Source organism: Streptomyces sp. NPDC051662 (genome assembly GCF_040681655.1).
Taxonomy (GTDB): domain Bacteria; phylum Actinomycetota; class Actinomycetes; order Streptomycetales; family Streptomycetaceae; genus Streptomyces.
In genome coordinates, this window is record NZ_JBFAZD010000008.1 from 17,080 (window position 1) to 43,967 (window position 26,888).

Here is a 26,888-nt window from a genome sequence, read left to right on the forward strand (position 1 = left end):
CCTTCGCCGAGGCATCCCCGCTCCACGCGGTTAATGTCCGGTTTCGGGGTACGGCCCGACATCGACGAACCCGCGGATCCGGTCCTGTTCGGCGGTCTCGTCGGAGGCGTCGAAGTGCCCTACCTGGTTCCACCAGCGGTCATGGTCGTAGCCCTCGCAGTGGTTGAACTCATGGGCCGTACTGCGTAGCCGCTGCCACTCCCACACGATCGCGGCCCGCTGCCACATCTGTGGCCGCTCCACCGCGAGGAGCGTGTACAGGAGCGTGGCAGAGTCGCAGACGAGGATGAGCAGAGACCGCATCGCGAAGGACGTCTCACCGGTCTCCCCGACCTCCTCGTACACCCGCCCCAACTGGACGTTGAGGAACGTCTCCAAGGCGCGGACGTCCTCGGGCCTGAGGTCTTCGGCGTAGATGAGGGTGCGCTCGGACGGCGGGGTGGTCATGTAGGCGGGTCCTCCCTTTCCTGCGGTGCCAGCTGGATCAGCTCCGGTGGCGCTGAGCAACCCTACGGAGAGGTGACTGACACTGTCAGCCACATAAAAGACCAGCTCATCCCGCCTACCGAGGGCAAGAGGTCCAGATAACAGCCTGCTCATCCGTCAGAAACTCCACCGGCACGAGCGGACCGTAGCCAGCGCCGGTACCCGCCCGGCGATCTTTCCGCGAACCCCAGCGGAGCGTCCAGCCAGTGCGCTAACCGACCATGATCGTTCTCAGCGCCAACCGCTGTACTGGGGCCGGCAGTACGGGACGGAACGCATACACGGCAGCCGGCCCGACGCGGTGGCTACTCGCCTCGGGCGATCCGGCCCTCGGAGGATGTGGCTGAGTGCTTCACTCGGCAACTCTCGCCGAGTGAAGCACTCAGCGTTGGGTACGGCTACAGGCCGAGGGCCTGGGCGGCGAGCTCGGTGCCCCGCACGCGGGCATCGATCTTGGCGAAGGCCGTGTCCCGCGAGGTGGAGGTGTCGTCGGCGAAGGGGGCGAAGCCCGCGTCGTCGCAGGTGCCCAGCTGGTCGACCGGGATGTGGCGGGCGGCCTCCAGGACGCGGTCGCGTACCTCCTCGGGGGTCTCGACCCTGGGGTCGGTCGGGTCGGTGACGCCGACGAACACCCGGATCCCGGGACGCAGTTGTTCGCTGATCATCCGCAGGACGCGCTCGCGGTCGGGCTCGCCGGCCAGCTGGAGATAGAAGTTGCCGACCGTGAGCTGGAACAGCTTGGGCAGCAGTTCGGCGTAGTCGACGTCGAGGCTGTGGGTGGAGTCGTGGTCGGCTCCGGGGTCGGTGTGTACACCGAGGCGGGCCCGTTCGTCTTCGGTGAACCGGCCCAGGACCTTGTTGTTGAGGGCGACGAAGTCGTCGAGGAGCCCGCCGGACGGGTCGAGCTTCAACGACAGCCGGGCTTCCGTGAAGTCCAGCGCGACGCGGTGCGCGCCCGCGTCGAGGCATCCCCGGATCTCGGCCTCGGCCTCGTCGGCGAGGTCACCCAGGAACGCCTCACGGGAGTATCCGTCGATGCCGTCGGCCGGGTAGAGCAGGCTCAGGGCCGAGGGAGCGACCACAGCCTGCTTGATGGGGAGATCTGTGTGGGTGCGGGCGGTACGGAGGTAGGTCTCGGCCCGGACCTGGTAGCGGAACGGTCCGCCGGTCAGGACGGGCAGCTGTCGGGTGTGCCCGTCGGCGAAAGGAATGACGGCGCCGTTGGCCGCAAGGCCCGCAAGGCCGGTGAGGGGGTACGTGAGGGAGCTGGGCTTGCCCTGGTCGCCGTCGACCAGGACCTGGCTGCCCAGCTTCTCCAGCCGGGCGAGGGTGTCCGCGACAGCGTCGTCCTGGACGCGCGCCAGCTCCGCGTCGCCGAGGCGCCCTGCGGCGTGCTCGGTGAACGCCAGCTGCAGCGCGTGTGGACGGGGAAGGCTGCCGATCGGCTCCGTAGGAATGCTCATGATCCGCACCCTAGAAGTCACTGAGATGCCCCCGGTTCGGGAGTGACGTCCTCCCGATGGCGGTCGCTCCGCGATTCCCAGGGCGTTCGGCGGAACATCATCACAGCTCATGAACCAAGCGGTTCACCCGATCGAGCTTCTGGCGGAGGATCGCAGGTTGACTTCCCGAAGTGCCATCGCCCATGACAGGTCGCGCTACCCATCACCGTCCCCGCCGCTCGGACGCTCAGCCCCGCCGGCTCAAGCGCTCACCGGTTCAACGAGATCGGCCTGATCTGTCCGGCCCCTCAGTGGGCGGGAGGCTGTCCCCGCCCGCTCAGCGATGACGACGAGGACTTCGTCATCCAGACGGCCACCACACGCCCCACGAAGCTCGGCCAGCCCTTCACCCGCTGGTCCCTGCGCAAACTCACCGATAGGCGGTTCGCTCGGCGAAGGTCACGCCACGGAGCGGCAGCGAGCTCAATGACCCCAGTTCAGCGCACCCGGCCGTGTGGTTTGAGGGCCACCGGGGGCAGTTCCGGGGCGGGCAGCCGGTCGCCGGCGTAGCCCGTTACCTCGCCGAAGCGGGTGCTCTCCATCCAGCCCCTCCGCGCCTCCTCGATCTCCTCGTGCGAACGCCCGACGAAGTTCCACCACATACCACACGAATACGGTTTCACCTCAGCTCAGAGGGCTGGTCCATCCTCGGCGGTCAGCAAAACGTCAGCATTGGAATCCGAGGAGGACAACGGCCATGGCCCCCAGGACACTGCCCCACGGTATGGGCGCCTTCTTCAAGGAGTGCGAACATCCCGCCTCGCGTTGGACGAAGTGCCCTCACCCCTACAAGATCAGGTACCGCGACGTCTCTCGGAAGCAGGCCGAGGAGTCCGGCTTCACCAGCCAGGATGCCGCCGTCGAGCGGCTCACTGAGATCTACCGCGCCAAGAAGTCCCAAGCCCGCAGCCAGACCAAGGCCGAGCGCATCCGAAAGTACGGCCCCGTGCGGAACGGGGTTCGTCGCTGTCGGCCTCGGCCTGGCCGCTCTCGCGTTCCCGCCCTTGGCCGCGGGCGCGGCGGTTTTCGGTGCCATCTCGTTCGGCGCTGCCGCGCTGAGCAGCGTGTTCACCGGCATCGAACACGGCTTCTCCAGCGGCGAGTTCTACGATTCCGCCATCGGCACCGCACTGAACGTGTTCACCCGCGGCCAGTCGAAGTGGTTGGTCCCGGCCGCTAAGAAAGTGATCTCCCCGGTGGTCAACAAGGTCGCGGAGGAAGGCAAGGAACTCGTGTCCTCGATCACCAGCGGATTGTCATCGATCTTCTGACCGCCGACTCAGCCGACCTTGCCACCACGGCCCAGGCCTCGTCTGCCAGGGCCGTTGAATCGCCCGCCAGCCGACCCCACGCGTCCGGACGGGCGATCCGGCGATCCGGGCGGGTGACACGGATCGTCCGTTCGGAAGTCAGATCGGAAGTCAGAGTTGATGTGTCAGCGCGCTGACGTACGCCAGGGCGTCCTCTCAAGCTACCGACGCCAAACCGCGCCGGTGTTCGCCCACCCATCCCGCGACGGGTGATTTCTCCCTACCCGAACTCACTGGCCCGGCAGGACAATGGGCTTACGCTGGGAAGTTGGCGCAGTAGTCGCTGTGGCAGCATACGGAACGCGACCCCGGGGAGAGGGTCAAAGCGGCTCACAAGGCAAGGGGTTCGGTGTGAACGCGGGTGGGGAGCGGAGCGGTTCGTCAGTGCCTGACGAGGAGTGGGAGCGGTTTCTCCAGGATTCGATGACCGGTGTGGCGGACGCTCCCAAAGAACCGTCGGCACGGGCCCGGATCGTGGCGAAGCGGCTGCGAGGAGAGTCTGCGGGCGCGGAGGGCTGGCGAACGTACTCGCCGGCCCGGCCCAGCCGGAGGAAGGGCTGGTACGCGGTCGGACTGCTGGCTTCGGTGGCACTGCTGGTTGTGGCGCTGGATCCGGGGCGAGTGGTCGGGTGGTTCGGCGACGACGACCGGGCCGAGACGCCGCTCGCCGTGGAGTCGGAGCGCCCGAACCAGGCACCTCCTGTGGAGAGTGTCCGACGGCCCACGCTCGGTGAGCCGTTCAGGGGCTCACCTGCGGCTCGCTGGTCGAGCGGCACGGATGGGATTACGGTGCCGGAGGCCAGGGCGACGGGCTGGATGAGTCGGGCGCAGGTGGGGCGGGCACTGGAGCAGACCCGGGACTTCCTCGCTGCGGCAAGTCTGGATCCGGGGGTGCTACGAGGCGGGCACCCCGGAAAGGCGATCGCGCTGATCAACCCTCACCAACAAGACGTCCGGACCTTCCTGAAGACGGCGTTCCGCGCGCCGAGCGAGCAGAACGACCCGCTGCTGCTTTTCAGCCGGTTCGACACCTCGCACGCGCGTCTCATCGGGGACGTGGTCAAGACCCGGGGCCGGATCACGTACCGGGAGGGCGAGCGCGGCGCGCTCCAGGTGACCAGCGACGTCACGTACGTGTACCCGGTCGCGCCGGCAGCGGGCGGCGACGAGGTCGTCCGCACGATCGTGCGGCGCGAAGTGGTGCTGAGCTGGGACGACCCCTCGAAGGTGATCACCAAGCCGGGAACCTTCTCCCTCGTCTCGTACAAGGTTGACATGACCAACGGGGGCTGCGACAACTCCACCGGTTACCTCACCCCTCCGTTCGGCACGGAAGAGTCGGGAACGGGCGCGGGTCCCGAGGTCGACCCGTACGACCGCAGCACCTCGGTGAGCGAGCGGACTACGACCTCGGACGAAGGATGCCGCACTGCGACCCGGTCGTAAGGCATCTTCTGGGCAGTCCGGTCGCCGCACTCGACCCCTCTGGCTTCGCGAACACGAAGGGCGGCCCAGGAAATGGAGCCGCCCTTCGGGCGAACAGAGCCGGCGGCGAGCGGATGCTGCTGTTGCATCCGCTGCAATGCCGCTCGCTACTCCAGGTAGATGCCGGCGAAGACTCCGTCGAAGCCGAGCGCGATCAGGCCCTGCTCAACACTCAGGTAGGTCCCCCCCCCCCCGGAGGGCGATCAGGGCGTCGAAGTCGGCGCGGCTGATCTCGGGTTCGAGCCACTGGTTGCTGCAGCGGCAGCAGACCCAGACGTTTCGGCCGTGGTTGATGAGCAGCCAGTCGCGCCGGGCACGGCAGGCCGTGCACATCACCGGGATCTCGCGAAGCGCCAGTTCACACAGGTGGCTGAGGCAGCGCGTCGCGCCGGGGCCGCCGGGCGGCTGCGTCTCGTACTGGAGTTGCAGCAGGGGATCGGTGCCGGCGGGGAGGACAGGCAGCACGGGTGTCGGCTCTGCGGGGCGGTCGGTGGTTCTGAGCACGAGCGTCATCTCCCGGTCGAGGTCCTTCTGTTTCCATCCGTAACAGCCGGTGGAACCGGTAGTCCAGGGGTTTCTCGAAGGCCAGCGGCCCGGTAACCGGCCCGCCGACCGTCGTCAGCGGCGGGGTGGGCGGTTGCGCGGGTCGGAGACGGCGGGGCGAGCTGCTGCGATGGGCGCCGTCCGGTTGTTGGTGCGATTGGTCGAGGCTTTCGGCTGGCTGGTGCCGGCCTGTGGGCGGCGCGTCGCTTCACCCGGGTGAGCGGGAAGCTGGGCGAGACGGCGCAGTCGCCAGACCAGCACGTCGTTCACGTCGTCGGCCGTGTTGAGTTCGCGCATGTCGATGGCCTGCTGGAGAAGGGCCTTGGGGTCGTGGCCTGCTTGCTCGGCCTGGGCAAGCGTGGCGGTCAGGGCATCGGTCTTCGTGGACGAGTTGTCTGCTCGCATCGCAGCTTCGGGCAGTGCTGCACGGATGGTGGCCTGGCGTGTGCGGTGTTCGGCTTCTGGCAGGGCCAGACCTTGGTCGCGCAGCGCCTGCATGGATGTGGCGGCGGCCTGGCGGTAGGCGGCTCGCAGATGCTCGGCGGTCTGTCGGGAGGCGTGGGCCTGCTGGGCATGACCACGAGCGGAATGCCAGCGGGCGGCGGCGAGCGTGACCAGGACCAGGGTGGAGAGGAGCATGGCGGTGGTGCCACCGTCCTCGCCACGGCCGAGGGCGCTGCCGGCCTGGATGATGCCCCGGGCCGCCGAGCGGATCGCCCGGATGTCGGCACGCTCCGCTCGGACGTGGCCGCGGGTGGCACGCTCGAAGGCACGGGAGGCGGCACCCAGTTCGGCGCGGGTGGAGGCCGGGGAGGTCTGTGTCACCGCGTCCAGGAGTTCGCCGATCCCTACCAGTTGGGCTGCGGCTTCGTCGTCGTCGCTGTTGAGCATGATGGCGGCGCGCTCGGCGATGCCGGTGGCGTTGCGTCGTTCCCGGGCGGGCGGGGACCAGTCCGGTCGGCCGCTGACGGCGGTCGAGGACGCCCTCTGGTCGGCAGTGCCGTCGGCCAGGCGAAGGCGGATCTTCGGCAGGGACAGGTCGGGCGCCAGCTTGGAGCCGGGAAACCAGATGGGTTCGCCGTCGCGGTTACGGTCACCGGGGAGTGCGACGTTGTAACCGATGGCGTCACCGGACGGGGCGTTTCGCACCTTCACCCGCAGGCCCGCCTCGCGCAGCCGGGTGAAGAACTCCTCTTCGGTGGCGGCTCCGGCGAGGGCTTGGCGGACGGCTTCGCGGAGCGTCTCGCGTGGAGCCTAGGTGCGACCGGTTCGCTCGGCCTTGAAACGCGACCCGCCGCAGGCCGCCACGCCGGGCCGCGCCCTCAGCCCCCTGCCGAAGAGGACTTAACGGCCTGGTACCCGCACCCCTGACGGTCAGGGGCCGGAGGCGCGGACCCCTGACCGTGAGCGTGAGCGACACCTCCGCGCTACCGGCAAACGGCCAGGTCAGCGCACCCGGCCGCGTGGTTTGAGGGCCACCGGGGGCAGTTCCGGAGCGGGCAGCCGGTCGCCGGCGTAGCCCGTTACCTCGCCGAAGCGGGTGCTCTCCATCCAGCCCCTCCGCGCCTCCTCGATCTCCTCGTGCGAACGCCCGATGAAGTTCCACCACATGACGATCTCCTCCTCGAAGGGCTCGCCGCCGAGCAGCATCAGACCGGCGTCGGACTCGGCGCGCAGGGGGAGTTCCGTGCGGCCGCAGCCGAGGTAGAGCATCGATCCGGGCAGTACGGGTACGCCGTCGACCGCGGCCTCGCCGGACATGGCCAGTACGGCGTATTCGAAGTCGGGGTCGAGCGGCAGCCGGGTTTCGGCGCCGCGGGCGAGGGCCAGGTCGGCGCCGACCAGGGGGCTGTAGGTGGTGCCGGGCGAGACGGCGCCGTCCAGGGCGCCGAGGATGACGGTGGCGATCAGCCCCGGGGCGGTGACGACGGGCAGGTCGGCGTGGTGCTGGAAGTGCGGGGTGACCTGGCGGTGGGCGTCCGGGAGCGCGACCCAGAGCTGGGCGCCGTGCAGGAAGCGGGCGTGGGAGCGGGGGCTCTCCTCGGAGTGGGAGATCGCCCGGCCGGAGGTCATCAGGCCCAGTTCGCGAGGGCGCACGGTCTGGAGGCTGCCCAGGCTGTCGCGGTGCAGCACCTCGCCGTCGTGCAGCCAGCTGACGGTCTGGAGCCCCATGTGCGGGTGGGGCGGCACCTGCATACCGGACTCGTCGGCGATGTCATCGGGCCCGTAATGATCGACAAAGGCCCAGGCACCCACCATGCGGCGGCCCAGATTGGGCAGCAGCCTGCGGACCTCCGTGGACTCCCCCAGCTGGACCCGGCGCGGGCTCAGCAACTCACGTACCGGTTCGGCGACGACGAAGCCGCGACCGCCGCAGACGGTGACGGATGCCTGACGATCAAGATTGCTCATGGCGGACAACCTATTCCCGTGGTGCCCGGTGGGGCAGCACCCACACGAAATCGATAGTGGAATGTTCAACCATCTTACGGTGTTCAGGGTGTACGAAGACGATGAAGGAGGGCACGTGGAGACCACGTACTACGAGTACGGAACGGCCGCCGAGCGCTGGGACCGCGCCCAGATGTTCTTCGACGCCAAGGAGTACGTCACGGCCGCCCGTATCCTCACCGGGCTGGTGGACGAGGTCCCGGAGCAGGTCGCGCCGCGGCTGCTGCTCGCTCGCGCCTACTACCACTCGGCGCGGCTGGCGAAGGCCGAGACCGAGCTGCGGGCCGTCCTGGAGCGCGACCCGGTGGAGCACTACGCCCGGCTGATGCTGGGCCGCACGCTGGAGCGGCAGGGCAGGGCGGATGAGGCCGCGCCGCACCTGCGCATGGCCGCCGCGCTGACCGGTGAGTTCACGCCGTAAGCCGCAGCCGAAAGCCGCATGCCGCATGCCGCAAGCGAGCCGTAGCGCCCGCTGTGACTGAGCCCGGCTCCGCCGTCCCGTGGAGCCGGGCTCAGCCCGTCCAGGTCCAGTCGGTGACCTCGGGCAGATCCGTGCCGTACCGGCGGATCCAGGCATGGTGGCGGGTACGTACATCCGCCATCGCCTGGCGCACGGCGACCGCTCGTACCCCCAGCCCCGGCACCCGGTCGATCACATCCATGACCAGCCGGTACCGGTCGAGGTCATTGCGGACGACCATGTCGAACGGGGTCGTGGTCGTCCCCTCCTCCTTGTAGCCGCGGACATGGAGATTGTCATGGCCCCTGCGGCGGTAGGCGAGCCGGTGGATCAGCCAGGGATAGCCGTGGTACGCGAAGATCACCGGCTTGTCGGCGGTGAACAGGGCGTCGTACTCGGAGTCCGGCATCCCGTGCGGGTGTTCGTCATGGGGCAGCAGCCGCGCCATGTCGACGACGTTGATCACGCGTACGACCAGCTGGGGCAGATACCGCCGCAGCAGGTCGGCGGCGGCGAGTGTCTCCAGGGTGGGTACGTCCCCGGCACAGGCCAGGACGGCGTCCGGCTCCCGGTAGCTGGTCTTCGAGGCGCTCTCCGTACCGGCCCACGACCAGACCCCCGCGCCCCGGGCGGCGTGGGCGCGGGCCTCGTCGAGCGTGAGCCAGTCGAAGCTCGGCTGCTTGCCCGCGACGATCACATTGACGTAGTCGCGGCTGCGCAGCACATGATCGGCCACCGAGAGCAGGGTGTTGGCGTCCGGCGGCAGATAGACGCGTACGACCTCGGGGCTCTTGTTCAGGATGTGGTCGACGAAGCCGGGGTCCTGGTGGGAGAAGCCGTTGTGGTCCTGGCGCCAGACGTGGGACGTCAGCAGGTAGTTGAGGGAGGCGATGGGGCGGCGCCAGTGCAGTCGCCGCGAGGTCCGCAGCCACTTGATGTGCTGGTTGACCATGGAGTCGACGATATGGGCGAACGCCTCGTAACTGGAGAAGAGACCGTGCCGGCCGGTGAGGAGATAGCCCTCCAGCCATCCCTGGCACAGATGCTCGGAGAGCACCTCCATCACCCGGCCGTCGGGCGCGAGATGCTCGTCCGTGTCGAGCGTCGCGGCCTCCCATGCCTTCGCCGTGGCCTCGTAGAGCGCGTCCAGCCGATTGGACGCCGTCTCATCGGCGCCGAAGACGCGGAAGTCGCGCCGTCCCGAGGACGCTTCCATGACGGATTCCAGCAAGGAGCCGAGCACCCGGGTGGGTTCGTGCAGGACCGTGCCGGGCCGGTCCACGCGGACCGCGTGCCGCTCCAGGGGCGGGACCGGCAGATCCCGCAGCAGCAGCCCCCCGTTGGCGTGCGGATTGGCGCCCAGCCTGCGCGCTCCCGCCGGTACGCAGTCGAGTACGGAGGGATGGGGCGTGCCCATCGCGTCGAACAGCTCCTCGGGACGGTAGGAGCGCAGCCATGCCTGGAGCATGCGCAGATGGTCGGGGTCCTCCCGGACACGGCTCAGCGGGACCTGATGCGCGCGCCAGGTCCCCTCGACGGGCAGTCCGTCGACCTCACGGGGGCCGGTCCAGCCCTTGGGCGTACGCAGCACGATCATGGGCCAGTTCGGCCGGTCGGTGGTCCGGCCCTCGCGGGCGTCCCGCTGGATCTGGACGATGCGGTCCAGGGCGCGGTCCAGGGTCGCGGCCATGGCGCGGTGGACGGCCATGGGCTCGTCGCCGCTGACATGGAGGGGCTCATGGCCGTAGCCGCGCAGCAGGGAGTCGAGTTCGCCCTCCGGCAGCCGGGCGAGCACGGTCGGATTGGCGATCTTGTAGCCATTGAGATGCAGGATCGGCAGGACCGCGCCGCCGTGGACCGGATCCAGGAACTTGTTCGAGTGCCAGGACGCGGCGAGCGGACCCGTCTCCGCCTCACCGTCACCGATCACACAGGCGACCAGCAGCTCGGGGTTGTCCAGCGCGGCTCCGTAGGCGTGCGCCAGGGAGTAGCCGAGTTCGCCGCCCTCGTGGATCGAGCCCGGTGTCTCGGGAGCGACATGGCTGGGAACCCCGCCGGGGAAGGAGAACTGCCGGAAGAGCCGCTCCATGCCCACCCGGTCCCGGCTGACGTCCGGATAGGCCTCCGAGTACGTGCCGTCCAGCCAGGAGTTGGCGAGTACGGCGGGACCGCCGTGTCCCGGCCCCCAGACGCAGAGCGCGTCGAGATCCCGGGCCTTGATCACCCGGTTGAGATGGGTGTGCACCAGATTCAGGCCGGGTGAGGTCCCCCAGTGGCCGAGGAGACGCGGTTTGATGTGCTCCGGCGCCAGCGGCTCCTGGAGCAGAGGGTTGGCCATCAGATAGATCTGGCCGACGGCGAGATAGTTGGCGGCACGCCAGTAGGTGTCGAGGGCGGCGAGCTCTGCCTCGGTGAGCCCGGCCGACGCGCCCGTGGTGGTCGTGGTCGCCTTGCGCATACCCGTCTCCCTGCTGTTCCCGGCCTTCCCCTGCCGTGTCCTTGATCCGGACCTCCCTGGAGCCCTGGCCCGGTCCTCCTTGGAGCTCCTTGGGCCGTGGCCCGGTCCTCCTTGGAGCCGTGGCCCTCGGTCATGGCCCTGTCCGGTCGGACCGGGACTAGTGGGTGTCGTCCGGTTCCGCGCCGTGCCACACCGTGGTGATGTCGCAGAACTCCCGGATACCGTGCGCCGACAGCTCACGCCCGTAACCGGAGCGCTTCGCACCGCCGAAGGGCAGGGCGGGATGCGAGGCCGTCATCCCGTTGAAGAAGATCCCGCCCGCCTCCAGATCCCGTACGAAGCGGCGCACGTCCCCCTCGTCCCGCGTCCAGACGTTGGAACTCAGCCCGAAGGGCGTGTCGTTGGCGAGGGCCACCGCCTCGTCCAGGCCGGAGACCCGGTAGAGCGTGGCGACCGGCCCGAATGTCTCCTCGCAGTGGATCCGCATGGCGGAGGTGATGCCGGTGAGCACGGTGGGCGCGTAGAACCAGCCCCGCTCGTGCTCCTTGGGCCGCTGTCCGCCGCACAGCGCGGTCGCGCCCCGGCTCAGCGCGTCATCGACCAGCCGCTCCAGATCCGCGCGGCCCCGCTCGGTGGAGAGTGGCCCCACGTCGGTGGACTCGTCCATCGGGTCGCCGACCGCCAGATCACGCATGCCCGCGGTGAACCGCTCGGCGAAGGCGTCGTAGACGTCCTCGTGCACGATGAAGCGTTTGGCGGCGATACAGGACTGGCCGTTGTTCTGCACGCGGGCCGTGACCGCCGTACGCGCCGCCCGTTCGACCTCGGCCGAGGGCATGACGACATACGGATCGCTGCCGCCCAGCTCCAGCACGGTCTTCTTGACCTCGTCGGACGCGATCGCCGCCACCGACCGGCCGGCCGGTTCGCTGCCGGTGAGCGTCGCGGCGGCCACCCTGGGGTCGCGCAGGATGTTCTCGATCGCGCTGGAACCCACCAGCAGCGTCTGGAAACAGCCTGCCGGGAATCCGGCCCTGGCGAACAGGTCTTCCAGGTAAAGGGCGGTCTGCGGAACATTCGAGGCGTGCTTGAGGAGCCCCACATTGCCGGCCATCAGGGCGGGCGCGGCGAACCGTACGACCTGCCAGAGCGGGAAGTTCCACGGCATCACCGCGAGGACCACGCCCAGCGGCCGGTAGTGGACGCTCACCCTGGACGCGCCCGCGTCCCGTACGTCGGCGTCCGAGGGGTGCTCGTCCGCGAGCAGTTCCTCGGCGCGCTCCGCGAACCAGCGCATCGCCTTCACGCACTTCAGCGCCTCGGCACGGGCCGCCGCGAGTGGCTTGCCCATCTCGGTGGTCATGGTCCGGGCGATCTCCGGCGCGTCCTTCTCAAGCAGGTCGGCGGCGCGGTTCAGCAGCCGCGCGCGTTCATCGAATCCGGTGAGCCGGTAGTGCCGGAACGCCTGGGCGGCGGAAGCGATCCGGCTCTCGATCTCCTCGGCTCCCAGCGCGTCGAAGGTCTTGAGCGTCTCTCCGCTGGCTGGATTCACCGTCGCGATGGGCATGGGGGCGATTCCTCCTCGATTCGCCTCGATTCGGCAGTCCGACCCTCCCGTGCCGCGACCGGCCCCGCAACACGGGACGCCGGCGCGTGGGCCTCGATCGCGTGGGCCCCGATCGCGCGGGACGCGGGAGACGGGGAAACGGTCGGGGAACGGTCAAGGACGCCGTCGCCGGCCCGGCGCGGCGGACCGCCGGGAGCGGGCCGGGGGTCCGTCCGGGGTCTCGCGCCGCCCGGCGCGGCGCCGTAGCCGTCGGCGCTCCTCCTCGTCCGTACCGCCCCAGACTCCCGAGGTACGGCCTGTTGCCAGCGCCCATTCGAGGCACTGGCTCTCCACCGGGCAGCTGTGGCACACCTTCTTGGCGCGCTCCGCCTGCTCGACGGCCGGTCCCGAGTCCCCCACGGGGAAGAACAGCTCCGGGTCGGCGCCGGTACAGGCCGCGTGCCGCAGCCACTCCCAGGCGTTCGCGTCCCGGCCCCATTCCACGTCCAGGCCGATGTTCAGTCGGGCCGTGGTCATCCGCACAGTCATTCAGTCCTCTCCACGCACAACGTTCCACTCCTGATCGGCCGTCTCCTGTCGGTCATGGCCGGCTCTGGCCCGGCGCTCGCGCGGAGTGATCCGCGCCGGAACGCAGGTACGTATCCGCCCCTCGCGCTCGGTCGGCCGGTGGGTCACGGCCGGTGCGGGCCGCGGGCCTCGATGGGTGCTCATACCGTCTTCCCTTTCTTCGCCGTGTGTGTCTTGGTTCCCCTCTGTGCGGGGCTCGCGCTGCGCGGAGGGCTCCCGCCGTCAGCGGATGGTCTGTTCCACCAGCAGCCGCAGCCCCGCCGCGATCGAGTCCGCGTCGATGCCCGCCGCCCTGAGCTGCTCCGCCGGGGTCGCCGAGCCCGGCATGTTCCCCACCGCGAGCCGTACGAGCCGCTTCGGCGCGGGACGGCCGTCCGAGAACACCGCGGCCACCGCGTCCCCGATGCCGCCCTCCGGGTGGTGGTCCTCGACCGTGACCAGGCAGCCGGTCTCGTCGGCCGCGGCCTGGAGCGTCATTTCGTCGACGGGCTTGACCGAGTACAGGTCGACGACCCGTACGGGGAAGCCCTCCCCGGCCAGCTGATCCGCCGCCTTCAGACACTCATGGACCGTGACTCCGATACCGATCAGCGTCACCCGGTCCGCGTCCGAGCGGCGCAGCACCTTGCTGCCGCCGATCGGGAATCGCTCGCCGGGGCCGTAGATGACCGGTGTCGCGCCCCGGAGCGTACGCAGGTAGCAGACGCCGGACAGTTCATGCATCGCCGCCACGAGCCGCGCCGTCTGGTTGGCGTCGCAGGGGTGGAGCACCGTACTGCCGTGTATGGAGCGGAACATCGCCAGGTCTTCCAGGCCCATCTGGGACGGCCCGTCCTGGCCGATCGAGACGCCCGCGTGCGAGCCGACGACATTGATCGAGGCCCGGCTGACGGCCGCCATCCGCAGGAAGTCGTACGCGCGGGTCAGGAAGGCCGCGAAGGTCGACGCGTACGGGACATGGCCCAGCGCCTGCATGCCGACGGCGGCGGCGATCAGCTGCTGCTCGGCGATGTAGCACTCGAAGAACCGCTCGGGGTGCTCCTTGGCGAAGAACTCCGAGCGGGTGGAGTCGCTGACCTCGCCGTCCAGTACGACCACGTCCTCGCGGGCCGTGCCGAGGGCCGCGAGCGCCCGGCCGTAGGCGTCGCGGGTGGCGATCGAGTCGCCGAGGTCGTAGCGCGGCAGCTTGATGGTGGCGCGCCGTCCGGCGGGGCGGGCGTGGGTCTCGGGCTCGGTGGGCTTCGCCACGGACACCCGGATGGAGCGCCGCCCGCCCAGTTCCTCGATGGCGCTCTCCGCATCGGGCAGCGGCTTGCCGTGCATGCCCTCGCGGTCCTCGACGGAGGCCACGCCACGTCCCTTGCGGGTGCCCGCGATGATCGCGGTCGGCTTGCGGAAGGTCGACCGGGCCTCGGTGAAGGCGGCGTCGACGGCATCGAGGTCATGGCCGTCGATCTCGATGGTGTGCCAGTCGAAGGCGCGCAGCCTGCGGCCGTACGCGTCCAGATCCCGCTGATGCCGGGTGGGTCCACGCTGGCCGAGGCGGTTGACGTCGATGACCAGGGTCAGCGAGTCGAGATGCTGGTCGCCGGCCTCCTCGATCGCCTCCCATACGGAGCCCTCGGCCATCTCGCTGTCTCCGGACAACACCCAGACGTGGTACGGAGTGTGGCTGAGCCGCTGGCCCGCGAGCGCCATGCCGACACCGACGGGCAGCCCCTGGCCCAGCGAGCCGGTGGCGACATCGACCCAGGGCAGCCGTGGGGTGGGATGGCCTTCGAGCCGGCTGCCGAGGGTGCGGTAGGTGAGGAACTCCTTCTCGTCCACCGCGTCGGCCGCCAGATACATGGAGTACAGCAGCGGCGAGGCATGTCCCTTGGAGAAGATCAGCCGGTCGTTGCCCGGATCGTCCGGCCGGTCGAAGTCGTAGTGCAGATGGTTGGCGAGCAGCGCCGCCATAAGGTCGGCGGCGGACATCGAGGAGGTGGGATGGCCCGATCCGGCCGCATCGGCGACCCGTACCGAGTCCACCCTCAACTGCTGCCCCAGTTCGGTGAGTTGTTCGCTGTTCAGCTGGTGCCGCGGGCTCTTCGAGCGCTTGCTGTTCGCGCGTTGGCTGTTCATGTCACTCCTTACGCGGTGCGCCGGGAACCCTCGCCAGTTCGGGCGAGGACGATTCGAGCGGCACCGTCCACGAGCGCACCAGTCCGAGCTGGACGGACTGCCGCGGCAGCACCGCGTCGAGCATCCAGTCGGCGGCGACCCGTACCCGGTTTCCCGGCATGGCCGCCAGGTGGTAGCCGCGCGTGACGGCCCCCGCGAGCGGTCCCGACAGCGGCACGCCGAGCGGGTTGGCCGCCGCCTTGACTCCGCCGAGGTCCACGAGGAACCCCAAGTCGTTGTGTTTGTAGGTCTGCCGCTCTCCGTATCCCAGGGAGGCGGCCACATTGCGGCCCGCCACCTTGCCCTGCCTGCCCGCGTGCTGAGCCGTCATCGGGGTGAAGTGTCCCGGCCTGGTGAGATCCGGTACGGCCGCGGCGTCACCGCAGGCGAACACCTCGGGGTGGCCCGGCACATTGAGCTGTGGGTCCACCACCACCCGGCCGCGCTCGACGGACACCCCGAGATCGGAGACCAGCGGGTCGGGCCGTACACCCACACACCAGACCAGGGTGTGGGTCTCGATGAACTCGCCGTCGTCCAGTGTGATCCCGGTCGGTCGCGCCTCCTTGACGGAGGTGCCCGTACGGACGTCCACACCGCGTTCGCGCAGCACCCGCTGCGCGGTGTCCGACAGCCGGTGGTCCAGCTCCGGCAGGACGCGCGGGGCGATGTCGAGGAGCAGCCAGCGGGGTTTGTCCGTCCGGCGCCACGCGGGCTGTTTGCGGACCAGCGCGTCGGTGAAGAGCTTGCCCTGGGCGGCCACTTCGGTGCCGGTGTAACCGGCGCCGACCACGACGAAGGTGCTGCGCGCGGCGCCCTCCGCCCGGTCATCGGCGACGGCGGCCAGCTCTATCTGGCGGGTGATGTGATCACGCAGATAGAGCGCTTCCGGCAGTCCCCGGAAGCCGTGCGCGTACTCCGCCACTCCCGGGACGGGGAGCAGCTTGTTGACACTGCCCACGGCGAGGATGAGCCGGTCGTAGCGCAGCTCGCCCCGTTCGCCCTCCGGTCCGGTGTACTGGATGGCGCGCGTCTCCAGGTCGATGTGGTTGGCCTCGCCGAGCACGAGCCGTACTCGCGGCAGTGTGCTCGGGATGGAGACGGTCACCCGGCGCGGCTCCAGAATGCCCGCCGCCACCTGGGGCAGGAGCGGAAGGTAGAGAAAGTAGTCGGTGGGGTTCAGCAGCACGATCTCGGCCGCGCCCCTGACCCGGTGGCAGAGGGTGCGGGCCGCCTGATAACCGGCGAACCCGGCTCCGACGATGACTATGCGTTGTTGGCTCACGTTCGACTCCGGAGGGTTACATTTCGGGTCGTACGGGTCGTTTGGTCACGTGCCCGACGACAGCGCCGACAAACACGGGGTATGGCGCGGAGGCGGCCCTCGCACCTCGTCGCAGGGGCGCTCACCTGCCGTTTGACACGGCGGTGATTGGTGGGAAGGTGGACGTGGTGGATGAGCCGCTCCCGGGCAGGACGTCCGAACGGAACCGCCCGACCACGCGCGCGCTCCCGACGGCCTGACCGGCTGAGGACGGCCCCACCCGGCCGCGGAGCGTCTCACCGGCTGTGGACGGTCCCACCGGCCGTGAGGGGCCGGCCGGGCGTATGGAGGCGAGGAGAGGGACGTGAGCGGCGAAAACGGCGAGTCGATGGGCGACGAGGTCTACCAGCCCGACGGCGCCGAGATCGGCGAGGACGAGGGCATCCTCGATCCCGAGGACACCCTCATCGACCGCGGCTCGGACCCGTTCGACGAGGGCTGGTCGCCCCCCGAACGCCCGCTCGGTGTCGAACATGTCGGTACGACGGCCGCCGAGCAGCGGGTGGGGGAAACGCTCGACCAGCGGCTCGCGGAGGAGATCCCCGACGAGGGCGCCCTGGTCGGCGACGGCATCGGGGACCTGCCGTACGGCGAGGGTGAGCGGCTGGACAACGAGGTCGGCGACGGCCGCTCCGGCCGGCTGGTGGCTCCCGACGAGGGCGCGCACGAGGACGCCGAGAAGGACATGATCGCCCGTGATGTGGGCATCGACGGCGCCGCGGCTTCGGCGGAGGAGGCCGCGGTGCATGTCGTTTCCGAGCCGGACGAGTGGGAGTGAAGGACACGCCTTACACGCCTTACACGAGCTGCACGACCTCTACGACTTCCACGACCTGCGCGACCTAGCGGTTCCCGCGGTTCTCCAGGCGCAGCTGGACTTCTTCCTCCTGGTCGCCGGAGGCCGTACCGACCATGCGGACGGTGAACGCGGAGGCGAGGCTCTTCCGGAGACTGTCCACCGCCGTATAGCCGCCCTGGAGGGTGGCCACCACCGGCGCCCTCAGCCGCGCCGGGCGGGGCTCCGCGCGTAGCTCGGACACATTGAACGTCGCGATCCACACGGTCGGGCGGCCCTCGACCACCTCCTGCGGGACATCCTCCGCCGCGCGGTCGCAGGCGAAGGCCGTACGCAGCGCGCCGAACACCACGCGTGCGTCTTCCTTCTCATCACCGGTGAGAGCCACGACGACGTCCGCCGCGGGCTGGTCCGCACTGTTCACGTGGGTCCTTCCTCTCCGTCACCGCTCCGAATCGATCCGTCTCCAGACTCCCCCCGGTACCCGGAGTGTGCGAGCGGAAGCGGTCAACAGGGCGCGCCGCCCTCCATCGCGCCCGACGCGCCGCGTGCCGCCGGGGAGAGCGGGTAGACGCATCTGCATGACCGTCACCAAGAGCAGTGTTCTCATCCTTGACTGTGCGGAACCGGCGGAGCTGGCCCTGTTCTACTCGGAGTTCCTCGACGCGGAGACCCGTGTCGGTACCGATCCGGACTTCGTGGAGATCGTCGGCCACCACGGTGTGCGTCTGGCGATCCGGCGGGACCATGGCCATGCGCCCGCGAGCTGGCCGCGCCCGGAGAGCTCCCAGCAGGCGCATCTGCGGATACTGGTGTCGCAGGACGAGATGGACGAGGCGGAGCGCGAGGCGATCAGCCTCGGGGCCAGGCCCCTGGACACCAAGGACAACGGTGGCCCGCGCGATGTACGCGTCTACTCGGATCCGGCCGGGCACACCTTCACCCTCGCCGTTCGCGCCTGACGAACGGACCCGCTCCACACGGACCCGCTCCCCCGGACCGGGTCTCAGAGCGGCCTCGCGTCCGCGGCGCTCGCCGTACGGAGCCGTCCCCCCAGGGCCGCCGTCCGCCGGCGCAGGCGCTGGAGCGGCGTGGGCGGCAGCTCGCGGGCCGCGCCCCGGGCGTAGTGGCGCTCGACATAGAACTGGCCCACGGACAGGACGGTCGTGACGATGACGTACCAGATGGTCGCCACCATCAGCAGCGGAACGATCTGATAGGTGCGGTTGTAGATCAGCTGCACCGAGAACAGCAGGTCCTGCACGGCCAGGACACTGACGATGCTCGTCCCCTTGAGCGTGCCGATGAGCATATTGCCCGCGGTGGGCACGATCGAGCGCATCGCCTGGGGCACGACGACGCGGCGCAGCACCCGCCGGCGGCTCAGACCGAGTGCCGCGGCGGCCTCCGTCTGGCCGGCGTCGACGGAGAGGATGCCGCCGCGGACCACTTCCGCCGCGTAGGCCGCCTCGTGCAGGGTGAGGCCGATCAGCGCCGTGAGACCGGCGCCGAAGAGGTTCACGGTCTGGAAGGTGAGGAACTCCGGGCCGAAGGGAATCCCGATCCCGAGGGTCGGATAGAGCGCGCCGATATTGAACCAGAACAGCAGCTGCACCAGCAGCGGGGTCGAGCGGAAGATCCATACGTACCCCCAACTGATCGTGCGCAGTACGGGGTTGACGGAGAGCCGCATGACGGCGAAGACCGTACCGATGAGAAAACCCAGCACCATCACGGCCGCGGTCAGCCAGAGGGTGAGCAGCAGGCCGTCCAGTACGGCGGGGGTGGTGAAGTACCTGCTGACCACACTCCACTGGAATCTCTCGTTACGGACGACCGAATTGACGATCATCGCGAGGCCGAGCAGCGCCACCGCGGCCGACAGCCACCGGCCCGGGTGGCGTCGGGGGACGATACGGGAGATCTCGTCGGGTTCCGGCGGGGCGACCGGCGAGGCCCCCGAAGTCCCCGGCGGAGCGGTGTCCGCGGGGTCGGTGGGTGGTGTCTTCCGGGAGGCCGCGGCGGAGGCGCGCGGGCCATCGAGCGAGGGCGATACGGACATGAGGGGGCTCCGGCGGGAGAGACGGTCGGCGGCGTGAACCGGGCGGCAGATGTCATCACGCGTACCGCGTCCCTCAACACGGCCGGTGCGGACCGGTGTTCACACAGGAGCCGGTACCGCACACCCCTCGATCGTACGGTCCCACGCCGGACGGCTGTCAAGGCCGCCGGGCCGCCCGCGCCGCCCACAGAGCGAGAGCCTGTTGACTTCACCGAACGTCCCGTGCTCAATTGGCCTTATGCAGAAGCAGCTGCCGTTGGTCATACGCGGCCACATAGACTTCGGTCGTGTGTGGTCCGCCTCTTGTTGCGCCTGACCCGGCAGCGGGCCGCCTGACCGGCCCTCTCCCTCCCTCGGTGACCCCGTCCCTTCGGTGACCCCGTCGCGGGCCGCGTTCTCGTATCTCACCGGGCGTTCGCTGCCGCTTCCTCTTTGAAGCACCCCCTTCCTCTCCCGTCATCGCGCCGTCACACCGTCGCGCCCGGCCGCCCCGTCGCGCCCGGCCGCCCCGTACCGCCGGTGGTCCCCCGTGTCCGCCGCGGCCACGGGTCGCCCCGGCTCCCCTCGGCATGCCTTCCCGCCGACGCACACCCATCTCCCCGCACGAAAGGTCCGTCATGCCTGTGGAGTTCCTCGGCATAGCCGCCACCCACAACGGGTCGGAGACAAGTCCCCGCTCCGGCGCGTCATTTGACAAGGAGTTCACGCTCAAGCTGGCCCGCGCCCATGAGGACCACGGCTGGGACCGGGTGCTGTTCGCGTACGGTTCCGGCTCGCCCGACCCCGCGCCGGCCGCCGCGTATATCGCCTCCCGGCTGGACAAGCTGGAGATCCTGCTCGCGCACCGGCCGAATGTCTCGTATCCCACCTTCGCCGCCAAGACATTCGCCACGCTCGACCGGATCAGCGACGGCCGGCTGACGGTGCACTTCATCACCGGTGGCAGCGATCACGAGCAGCGGCGCGAGGGGGACACCCTCACCAAGGACGAGCGCTACTCCCGCACCCGTGAGTACATCGAGATAGTCAAACGGATCTGGACCTCGCACGAACCCTTCGACCACGAGGGTGAGCACTACCGCTTCCACGACTTCGTCAGTGATGTGTTCCCCGTCCAGCAGCCCAGGCCCGATGTCTCGTTCGGCGGTTCCTCGGCCGCCGCGTACGCGGCCGGTGGCGCCGAGGCGGACATCTACGCGCTCTGGGGCGAGCCGCTGGAGAAGACCGCCGAGCAGATCGAGGCGGTGAAGGCCGCCGCGCGGGCGGCGGGACGCACCACACCGCCCCGTATCCAGGTCGCCTTCCGGCCGATCATCGCGCCGACGGAGGAGCTCGCCTGGGAGAAGGCGCACCGTACGGTGGACACGATCAAGGCCCGCAAGGAGAAGGGCGAGCCGGCCGTGGTGCGCCACCACCGGCGGGGCGAGCCGGAGAACACCGGCTCGCAGCGGCTGATCTCGATCGCGCGGTCGGGTGAGCGTTACGACCGGGCGCTGTGGACCCCGACCGCCGCGGCCACCGGCGGCGCGGGCAACTCCAACGCCCTGGTCGGTACGCCCGAGACGGTCGCGCGGGCGCTGCTCGACTACTACGACCTCGGTGTCGACATCATCTCCGCGCGCGGGTACGACCTGCTCGGTGACGCCATCGACTTCGGCCGGCATGTCATTCCGCTGGTCCGCGAAGAGGTCGCCAAGCGCGACGCGCGGCGGGCGCCCCGCGGCCCGGAGACCCTGGTCGAGGCCGGCTGATGACCTCCGTCGCCGAACCCGGCGGTCTGACCTGGCTGTCGACCTCCGTCTCCGATCCACGGGTAGTGCCGATGCTGCGCGAGCTGGGGCACGAGTACTCCACCCGCTACGGCAAGGACGCGCACGGCGAGCTGGCCCGCTACCCCGCCGAAGAGTTCGACCCACCGCACGGGGTCCTGCTGCTGTTGCTGGAGCACGGCGAACCGATCTCCGGCGGGGCGTTCCGCCGCTACGACCACACCACCGCCGAACTGAAGCGGATCTGGACCCACTCCGCGCACCGGCGGCGCGGGCTGGCGAGGCGCGTCGTCGCGGAGCTGGAGCGTATCGCCGCCGCCCGGGGCTACCGCCGTGTCCACCTCACCACCGGACCACGCCAGCCGGAGGCCAGGGAGCTGTATCTGACGGCCGGTTACACACCGCTGTTCGACACCGGGGCGGATCCGGAGACCATCGGTCCGCTGCCCTTCGAGAAGCACCTCGCCGACCGTCCCGCCGGTTCCCCGGATTCCCCCGAAAGAGAGGTGTGACTCGTGCGCATCCCGAACCCGGGCCGTTCGCGGCCCGTACGTCACCAGGTGGCCGCCACGCTGGCCGCCGCGCTGCTGCTGCCGGTGCTCGCGGGCTGCGGAACGGACGCCGCCGCCGGGAAGGAGGCGGCCGGTGCCGCCTCACCCGCGCCGTCCGAGGATGTCACCGCCTCGCTCAAGAAGAACGCGTCGCTGGCGGCCCTTCTCCCCGAAGACATCAGGAAACGGGGGACCGTACGGATCGCCTCCTCCGTGGGAGCGCCGCCCAGCGCCTACTACCCCGACGCGTCGACCAGCCGTCCCGCCGGACTGGACATCGACATCGCCGACGCGGTCGGCAAGATCCTGGGGGTGGAGCTGCGCCGCGAGGAGGCGAGTTTCGAGGCGATCCTGCCCGCGCTCGGAAGTGGCAAGTACGACGTCGGCACCGGCAACTTCGGGGTCACCGACGTACGCCGCAGGACGATCGACTTCGTCACCTATATCAACGACGGCCAGGGGTTCGCCGTCCGCGCGGACGACAAGAGCCTCGACAAGGTGACCCGGCTCGACCAGCTGTGCGGCAAGACCGTCGGGGTGGGGGCGGGCACCACCTTCGAGGCGACGCTCAACTCCCAGAAGGGCGTCTGCGCCGACGCGGGCAAGAAGCCGTACCAGGTCAGTGTGTACTCCGAGAACGGGGCGCTGCTCACCAGTCTCCAGCAGAGACGGGTCGAGGTGGTCATGTCGACGATCAACGGTCTGCGCTACCAGGCGTCCCAGCCGGCGGCCGGGGTCAGATTCCTCGGCGAGTTCCACCGGCTCGATGTCGGCTTCGCCTTCACGAAGGGCTCCCCGCTGCTCAAGGCGTTCCAGGGAGCCGTCAACCAGCTGATCGACGACGGCACCTATCGCCGGATCCTCGACAAGTGGGGAACGGGGGATTCCGCGATCGAGGAGTCCCGGATCAGTCCGCCCGAGAAGAAGTAGCCGGCAGGAGCCGCTGATGGACACCGCAACCGGCGCCCCACACACCGCGCCACCGCCCGGCCACCTCGTACCACCGCGAAGATCCGTGCAGGACCGGGAGGATCTCGCCACGCTGAAGGTCGTGCCCGCGCGCCACTACTGGCGCTGGGTGGCGGGCCTCGCCGCGCTTGTCGTGGTCGCCCAGTTCAGCCACGGGCTGGTCACCAACCCGGGCTGGGACTGGGACACCTTCTTCCTCTATCTGTCCGCCGACACCGTGCTCAAGGCCGTCTGGGTCACCCTCCAGCTCACCGTGTACGGCACGGCGCTCGGCTTCGCGCTCGGTGTCGTCCTCGCCTTTATGCGGCTGAGCAGAAGCGTCATCCTCCAGACGGTGGCATGGACGTACATCTGGGCCTTCCGTTCGATCCCACTGATCGTGCAGCTGCTGTTCTGGTTCAATCTCGCCTATCTCTACAAGGAGTTGGGGATCGGGATCCCCTTCGGTCCTGTCCTGTGGAGCTTCGACACGATGAACCTGGTCAGCGCGCTGTCGGCCGCGGTGATCGGGCTCGCGCTGCACCAGGCCGCGTACGCCGCGGAGATCGTACGCGGCGGGATCATCTCGGTCGACGCCGGGCAGTTGGAGGCGGCGGCGGCCCTGGGCATCCCCCGGCGGCGGCAGCTGCGCCGTGTCCTGCTGCCCCAGGCGATGCGCGGCATCCTGCCCAACGCCGCCAACGAGGTCATCTCCCTCTTCAAAGGGACGTCGATCGTCTCGGTGATGGCGATCGGGGAGCTGTTCTACCAGGTGCAGGTGATCTACGGGCGTAACGGGCGGGTCGTACCGCTGCTGATGGTCGCGACCGCCTGGTACATCCTGCTCACCACCCTGCTGACCATCGCCCAGTACTACGTGGAGCGGCACTTCGCGCGCGGCGCCGAGCGTACGCCCCCGCCCACACCGCTCCAGCGGGCCCGGACCTTCGGCCGCAGGATGCGGACCGCCGCCGCCACGGGAGGTATGCAGAAATGAGCACCGACTCCGAATCCGTTACCGCCGGGGCCGTGGGAGCCGCGGGAGCCGCGGACAGGTCCGCCGACAGCGGTCTGATGGTCGATGTACGCGGTGTCCACAAGAACTTCGGCGCGCTCGAAGTACTGCGCGGGGTCGATCTCCAGGTCCGCACCGGCGAGGTCACCGTCGTGCTCGGCCCCTCGGGCTCCGGGAAGTCGACACTGCTGCGCAGCATCAACCATCTCGAAAAGCTCAACCGCGGTTACGTGAGCATCGACGGCGAGCTGATCGGCTACCGCCGCGTGGGCTCCAAGCTGCACGAACTCAAGGAACGGGAGGTACTGAGACAGCGTCTGCACATCGGTTTCGTCTTCCAGAACTTCAATCTGTTCCCGCATCTCACGGTGGTCGAGAACATCATCGAGGCCCCGATCTCGGCGCTGCGCCGGTCCCGCAAGACCGCCGTCGAACAGGCCGAACGGCTGCTGGAGCGGGTGGATCTCGCGGACAAGGCCAACGCCTATCCGCGTCAGCTCTCCGGCGGCCAGCAGCAGCGTGTGGCCATCGCCCGCGCCCTCGCGCTGGAGCCCAAGGTGCTGCTCTTCGACGAGCCGACCTCCGCGCTCGACCCCGAGCTGGTGGGCGAGGTCCTCGATGTCATCAAGGATCTGGCCCGTACCGGCACCACCATGATCGTCGTCACCCATGAGATCGGCTTCGCCCGCGAGGTCGCCGACACCGTCGTCTTCATGGACGACGGAGTGATCGTCGAGCAGGGTCCGCCGGCGGATGTGCTCGACCGCCCGCTGCACGCGCGTACCCGGGCGTTCCTGTCCAAGGTCCTCTGACCTTGGATCCACCCCTCTGTCCGTCTCTTCGTCCGTCCACTTCGCCGTCCTGCCCGTTGTCCGTCCTTCCGGTCACTCGTCCTTCCGTGTGTTCCACCGCCCTGCCGAGGAGCCCTCCGTGCCGCCCCGTCGTCGTTCCCTCCGTATCACCGCCGCCCTGCTCGGCCTCGTCACCGCCTTCTCGGTCACCGCCTGCGGCAACTCCGCCGACGGCGGCGCCGACAAGGCGGCGACCGGAGCAGGCGATCAGAAGGGGTTCCAGATCAATCTGGGCCCCGACCAGAAGCGGATCACCACGCCCAGGGTGGATTCCATCGCGGCGCTCGTCCCGGCGGAGATCCGTGAACGGGGCACCCTTGAGGTCGTCAACGCGGCCGGTTCGGTGCCTCCGCTCGGTTTCTACGCCACCGACGACAAGACCGTGATCGGAGTGGAGCCGGATCTCGCCTCGCTGGTGGCGGACGTCCTCGGCCTGAAGCCGCACTACAACACCGTCGACTGGGCGAATATCTTCGTCGGTCTCGACAGCGGCAAGTACGACCTCGGACTCAGCAACATCACGGTCACCGAGGAGCGCAAGGAGAAGTACGACTTCGCGACCTACCGACTGGACAACATCGCGTTCGAGGCCAAGAAGGGCACCGACTGGCGGGTGAAGGGCCCGGCGGACGTGGCGGGCCGGACGATCGGGGTCGCCTCGGGCACCAACCAGGAGAAGCTGCTGGTCGACTGGGGCAAGGCCAATGTGAAGAAGGGGCTGAAGCCCACCGACGTCAAGATCTACCAGAACTCCAGCGACTACTATCTGGCGCTCGGCTCCGGCCGTCTCGACGCGTACCTCGGCCCCAACCCGGTCGCCGCGTACCACTCCGCCTCCACCGGTCAGACCGAGATCATCGGCACGTTCTCGGGGGCGGGGGACGAGGTCCAGGGCAAGATCGCGGCCACCACCAAGAAGGACAACGGTCTGATCAAGCCGTTCCAGCAGGCGATCGACACCGTCATCAAGAACGGTACGTACCAGCGGGTCCTGGAGCGGTGGGGGCTGGCGAACGAGGCCGTGGACTCCTCCGAGCTCAACCCCCCGGGACTGCCGAAGACCGGTCAGTAGCCGGCTCGGGCTCTCTCCCCATCGCAGCGGAAGGCAGTCATGAGATTCTCCGTTCTCACCATCGTCGGACACGCACCGCACCCCCTCACCGGGGAACTCCCGTCCGCGGCCGACCGGCTGACCGAAGTCGTCGAGCTGGGGGTGGAGGCCGAGCGGCTCGGCTTCGACGCCTATGCCGTCGGGGAGCGGCACGCGGGCCCGTTCCTCTCCTCCAGTCCCACGGTGATCCTGGGCGCGCTCGCGTCCCGTACCTCCCGTATCCGGCTGCTGACCGGGGTCACGGTCGTGGCCATCCTGGATCCGGTACGGGTGGCCGAGGACTACGCGACGCTGGACCAGCTCTCCCGGGGCCGGATCGAGCTCGTCATCGGCAAGGGCGCGGAGGCCGGGCATTTCGACCTCTTCGGTCTGGACGAGGAACGGCAGTGGGAGTACCAGGCCGAGAAGTACGAGCTGCTGCGCAGGCTCTGGCGCGAGGAAGACCTCGACTGGGAAGGCCAGTTCCGGCCGCCGCTCAAGAACGTCACGACCGTGCCACGCCCGTACGCCGGTCCGCCGCGGGTGTGGCACGGCTCGGCCACCAGCCTCAACTCCCCCGAGCTGGCCGCCAAACACGGCGACCCGCTCTTCACCGCCAACGCCATCCAGCCGCGTGCGGCGTACGCGCGGCTGATCGGCCACTACCGCGAGAAGTTCGAGGAGTACGGACACGATCCGGCGCGGGCTCATGTGGCGGCGGGCTCCGGCGGTCTCTATATCGCGGACACCACGGAACGGGCGGTCAGGGACTTCAAGGAGCAGTACGAGACCCGCGTCCAGCAGACCTTCAAACCGCATCTGGTGGGCAAGGCCGGCTACAACACCCCCTTCACCACCATCGAGGAGGCGATCGAGAGCGGCCCGCAGCTCATCGGCAGTCCACAGCGGATCATCGACAAGATACTCGGCTACCACGAGGTCTACCGGCACGATCTGCAGTCCATCACCGTCGACGGATTCGGGCTGAGCCTGCCCGAGCAGCGTGAGCAACTCCAGCGGTTCGCCGAGGAGGTCGCGCCGGTGGTCCGGCGTGCGGCGCCCTCGGCGCTGTGGGCCACGCCGGAGCCGTAGCCGGCCGGCCCGCCCTCGTACCGGTCCCGCACCCGCTGACGGGAGACAGCCACGGTGCGGGACCCGCCGGGGCCGGGGCATCCCCACCGGGGCGGCTGGTGGGATGCCCCGGCCTGTCCGGCGGGCCCGGTGCCCGCGTGCCCGCGTGCCCGCGTGCCCGCGGCGGGGCGTACGTCCGAACGGGTTGTCGCCGCCCCCGGCCGTGTGTCGTCCGGCGCGGGTGGGGCCGGTGGCCCGGTCCGCCACAGAGACTCGCGGATGTGACGGATACCCAGGGACCCCAGGGAGACGAGGGCCGAGGCGGTCCGGACCGGGCCGAGGACCGGTCCCGGAACCAGACCGCCGACCAACCCCAGGACCAGGACCAGGACCAGAACCAGGCCCACGGCGACACCTCC

Annotated in this window: 24 protein-coding genes and 3 pseudogenes; 13 read left to right on the forward strand and 14 right to left on the reverse strand. The window is 69.6% G+C overall.

The window, feature by feature from the left end; all coding sequences use genetic code 11:
* Positions 1-30: 30 nt before the first annotated feature.
* The gene (locus tag AB0M67_RS15200) at positions 31-447 is read right to left on the reverse strand and encodes a hypothetical protein (RefSeq protein ID WP_365745826.1); all 417 of its coding nucleotides are present in this window, start codon (positions 445-447) and stop codon (positions 31-33) included.
* 437 nt (positions 448-884) lie between these two features.
* Positions 885-1,949, reverse strand: a complete 1,065-nt coding sequence (locus AB0M67_RS15205) for a cobalamin-independent methionine synthase II family protein (protein WP_365745827.1) — start codon at positions 1,947-1,949, stop codon at positions 885-887.
* A 201-nt stretch (positions 1,950-2,150) separates the two neighbouring features.
* On the opposite strand from AB0M67_RS15205, the pseudogene AB0M67_RS15210 reads away from it, so the two are divergent.
* Positions 2,151-2,360 (forward strand): annotated as a pseudogene (locus tag AB0M67_RS15210) (helix-turn-helix domain-containing protein); the annotation flags it as partial.
* Between the two features lie 65 nt (positions 2,361-2,425).
* Here the strand turns inward: AB0M67_RS15210 and AB0M67_RS15215 are convergent.
* Positions 2,426-2,590, reverse strand: a pseudogene (locus AB0M67_RS15215) (pirin family protein); the annotation flags it as partial.
* A gap of 402 nt (positions 2,591-2,992) precedes the next feature.
* On the opposite strand from AB0M67_RS15215, the gene AB0M67_RS15220 reads away from it, so the two are divergent.
* Together AB0M67_RS15220 and AB0M67_RS15225 are read left to right on the forward strand one after the other, a co-directional pair.
* Positions 2,993-3,259, forward strand: coding sequence for a hypothetical protein (locus AB0M67_RS15220; protein WP_365745829.1), 267 nt, complete (start codon positions 2,993-2,995; stop codon positions 3,257-3,259).
* Positions 3,260-3,649: 390 nt separating this feature from the next.
* Positions 3,650-4,744 (forward strand): hypothetical protein, encoded by a 1,095-nt coding sequence (locus AB0M67_RS15225; protein WP_365745830.1) that lies wholly within the window; start codon positions 3,650-3,652, stop codon positions 4,742-4,744.
* Positions 4,745-4,948: 204 nt separating this feature from the next.
* Here the strand turns inward: AB0M67_RS15225 and AB0M67_RS15230 are convergent, their stop codons facing one another.
* The 3 genes and pseudogenes from AB0M67_RS15230 to AB0M67_RS15240 all read right to left on the reverse strand — a co-directional run bounded on the left by AB0M67_RS15230 (position 4,949) and on the right by AB0M67_RS15240 (position 7,738).
* Positions 4,949-5,296: a hypothetical protein gene (locus AB0M67_RS15230; protein WP_365745831.1), complete on the reverse strand. Its 348-nt coding sequence runs from the start codon at positions 5,294-5,296 to the stop codon at positions 4,949-4,951.
* A 105-nt stretch (positions 5,297-5,401) separates the two neighbouring features.
* Positions 5,402-6,613, reverse strand: a pseudogene (locus AB0M67_RS15235) (mobilization protein); the annotation flags it as partial.
* A 159-nt stretch (positions 6,614-6,772) separates the two neighbouring features.
* On the reverse strand, positions 6,773-7,738 hold the full coding sequence (locus tag AB0M67_RS15240; RefSeq protein WP_365745832.1) for a pirin family protein: 966 nt from the start codon (positions 7,736-7,738) through the stop codon (positions 6,773-6,775).
* Positions 7,739-7,853: 115 nt separating this feature from the next.
* On the opposite strand from AB0M67_RS15240, the gene AB0M67_RS15245 reads away from it, so the two are divergent.
* Entirely contained in the window at positions 7,854-8,198 is a 345-nt protein-coding gene (locus AB0M67_RS15245) for a tetratricopeptide repeat protein (protein ID WP_365745833.1), read from the forward strand.
* A 91-nt stretch (positions 8,199-8,289) separates the two neighbouring features.
* Here AB0M67_RS15245 and AB0M67_RS15250 read toward each other — a convergent pair whose 3' ends face one another.
* From AB0M67_RS15250 to AB0M67_RS15275, 6 genes are all read right to left on the reverse strand, one after another.
* Positions 8,290-10,695 (reverse strand): phosphoketolase family protein, encoded by a 2,406-nt coding sequence (locus AB0M67_RS15250; protein WP_365745834.1) that lies wholly within the window; start codon positions 10,693-10,695, stop codon positions 8,290-8,292.
* Between the two features lie 157 nt (positions 10,696-10,852).
* Positions 10,853-12,262 (reverse strand): NADP-dependent succinic semialdehyde dehydrogenase, encoded by a 1,410-nt coding sequence (locus AB0M67_RS15255; protein WP_365745835.1) that lies wholly within the window; start codon positions 12,260-12,262, stop codon positions 10,853-10,855.
* A 153-nt stretch (positions 12,263-12,415) separates the two neighbouring features.
* Complete coding sequence (locus AB0M67_RS15260) at positions 12,416-12,709, reverse strand: WhiB family transcriptional regulator (protein ID WP_365746071.1); 294 nt, start codon at positions 12,707-12,709, stop codon at positions 12,416-12,418.
* A gap of 81 nt (positions 12,710-12,790) precedes the next feature.
* Positions 12,791-12,973 (reverse strand): hypothetical protein, encoded by a 183-nt coding sequence (locus AB0M67_RS15265; protein WP_365745836.1) that lies wholly within the window; start codon positions 12,971-12,973, stop codon positions 12,791-12,793.
* Between the two features lie 78 nt (positions 12,974-13,051).
* On the reverse strand, positions 13,052-14,902 hold the full coding sequence (locus AB0M67_RS15270) for a transketolase (protein WP_365746072.1): 1,851 nt from the start codon (positions 14,900-14,902) through the stop codon (positions 13,052-13,054).
* A gap of 52 nt (positions 14,903-14,954) precedes the next feature.
* On the reverse strand, positions 14,955-16,277 hold the full coding sequence (locus AB0M67_RS15275; protein ID WP_365745837.1) for an NAD(P)/FAD-dependent oxidoreductase: 1,323 nt from the start codon (positions 16,275-16,277) through the stop codon (positions 14,955-14,957).
* 367 nt (positions 16,278-16,644) lie between these two features.
* Here AB0M67_RS15275 and AB0M67_RS15280 point away from each other — a divergent pair, with 367 nt between their 5' ends.
* On the forward strand, positions 16,645-17,094 hold the full coding sequence (locus AB0M67_RS15280) for a DUF5709 domain-containing protein (RefSeq protein WP_365746073.1): 450 nt from the start codon (positions 16,645-16,647) through the stop codon (positions 17,092-17,094).
* Between the two features lie 64 nt (positions 17,095-17,158).
* Here AB0M67_RS15280 and AB0M67_RS15285 read toward each other — a convergent pair whose 3' ends face one another.
* Positions 17,159-17,536 carry a hypothetical protein gene (locus AB0M67_RS15285; protein WP_365745838.1) on the reverse strand — a complete coding sequence of 126 codons (378 nt, stop codon included), beginning with the start codon at positions 17,534-17,536 and terminating at the stop codon, positions 17,159-17,161.
* Between the two features lie 157 nt (positions 17,537-17,693).
* Between AB0M67_RS15285 and AB0M67_RS15290 the strand changes: the two genes are divergently transcribed.
* Positions 17,694-18,074 (forward strand): VOC family protein, encoded by a 381-nt coding sequence (locus AB0M67_RS15290; protein WP_365745839.1) that lies wholly within the window; start codon positions 17,694-17,696, stop codon positions 18,072-18,074.
* A gap of 44 nt (positions 18,075-18,118) precedes the next feature.
* Here AB0M67_RS15290 and AB0M67_RS15295 read toward each other — a convergent pair whose 3' ends face one another.
* Positions 18,119-19,174, reverse strand: coding sequence for an ABC transporter permease subunit (locus tag AB0M67_RS15295; protein WP_365745840.1), 1,056 nt, complete (start codon positions 19,172-19,174; stop codon positions 18,119-18,121).
* A 617-nt stretch (positions 19,175-19,791) separates the two neighbouring features.
* Between AB0M67_RS15295 and AB0M67_RS15300 the strand changes: the two genes are divergently transcribed.
* The 7 genes from AB0M67_RS15300 to AB0M67_RS15330 all read left to right on the forward strand — a co-directional run bounded on the left by AB0M67_RS15300 (position 19,792) and on the right by AB0M67_RS15330 (position 26,490).
* Positions 19,792-20,925 (forward strand): LLM class flavin-dependent oxidoreductase, encoded by a 1,134-nt coding sequence (locus AB0M67_RS15300; RefSeq protein ID WP_365745841.1) that lies wholly within the window; start codon positions 19,792-19,794, stop codon positions 20,923-20,925.
* Positions 20,925-21,455: a GNAT family N-acetyltransferase gene (locus AB0M67_RS15305; RefSeq protein ID WP_365745842.1), complete on the forward strand. Its 531-nt coding sequence runs from the start codon at positions 20,925-20,927 to the stop codon at positions 21,453-21,455. The genes AB0M67_RS15300 and AB0M67_RS15305 overlap by 1 nt, the downstream gene beginning before the upstream one ends.
* Before the next feature lie 3 nt (positions 21,456-21,458).
* Positions 21,459-22,424: an ABC transporter substrate-binding protein gene (locus tag AB0M67_RS15310; RefSeq protein WP_365745843.1), complete on the forward strand. Its 966-nt coding sequence runs from the start codon at positions 21,459-21,461 to the stop codon at positions 22,422-22,424.
* 16 nt (positions 22,425-22,440) lie between these two features.
* On the forward strand, positions 22,441-23,439 hold the full coding sequence (locus tag AB0M67_RS15315; RefSeq protein ID WP_365745844.1) for an amino acid ABC transporter permease: 999 nt from the start codon (positions 22,441-22,443) through the stop codon (positions 23,437-23,439).
* A gap of 77 nt (positions 23,440-23,516) precedes the next feature.
* Entirely contained in the window at positions 23,517-24,269 is a 753-nt protein-coding gene (locus AB0M67_RS15320) for an amino acid ABC transporter ATP-binding protein (RefSeq protein ID WP_365746074.1), read from the forward strand.
* Between the two features lie 145 nt (positions 24,270-24,414).
* Entirely contained in the window at positions 24,415-25,380 is a 966-nt protein-coding gene (locus AB0M67_RS15325; protein ID WP_365746075.1) for an ABC transporter substrate-binding protein, read from the forward strand.
* Positions 25,381-25,419: 39 nt separating this feature from the next.
* Positions 25,420-26,490, forward strand: a complete 1,071-nt coding sequence (locus AB0M67_RS15330) for an LLM class flavin-dependent oxidoreductase (RefSeq protein WP_365745845.1) — start codon at positions 25,420-25,422, stop codon at positions 26,488-26,490.
* Positions 26,491-26,888 lie beyond the last annotated feature (398 nt).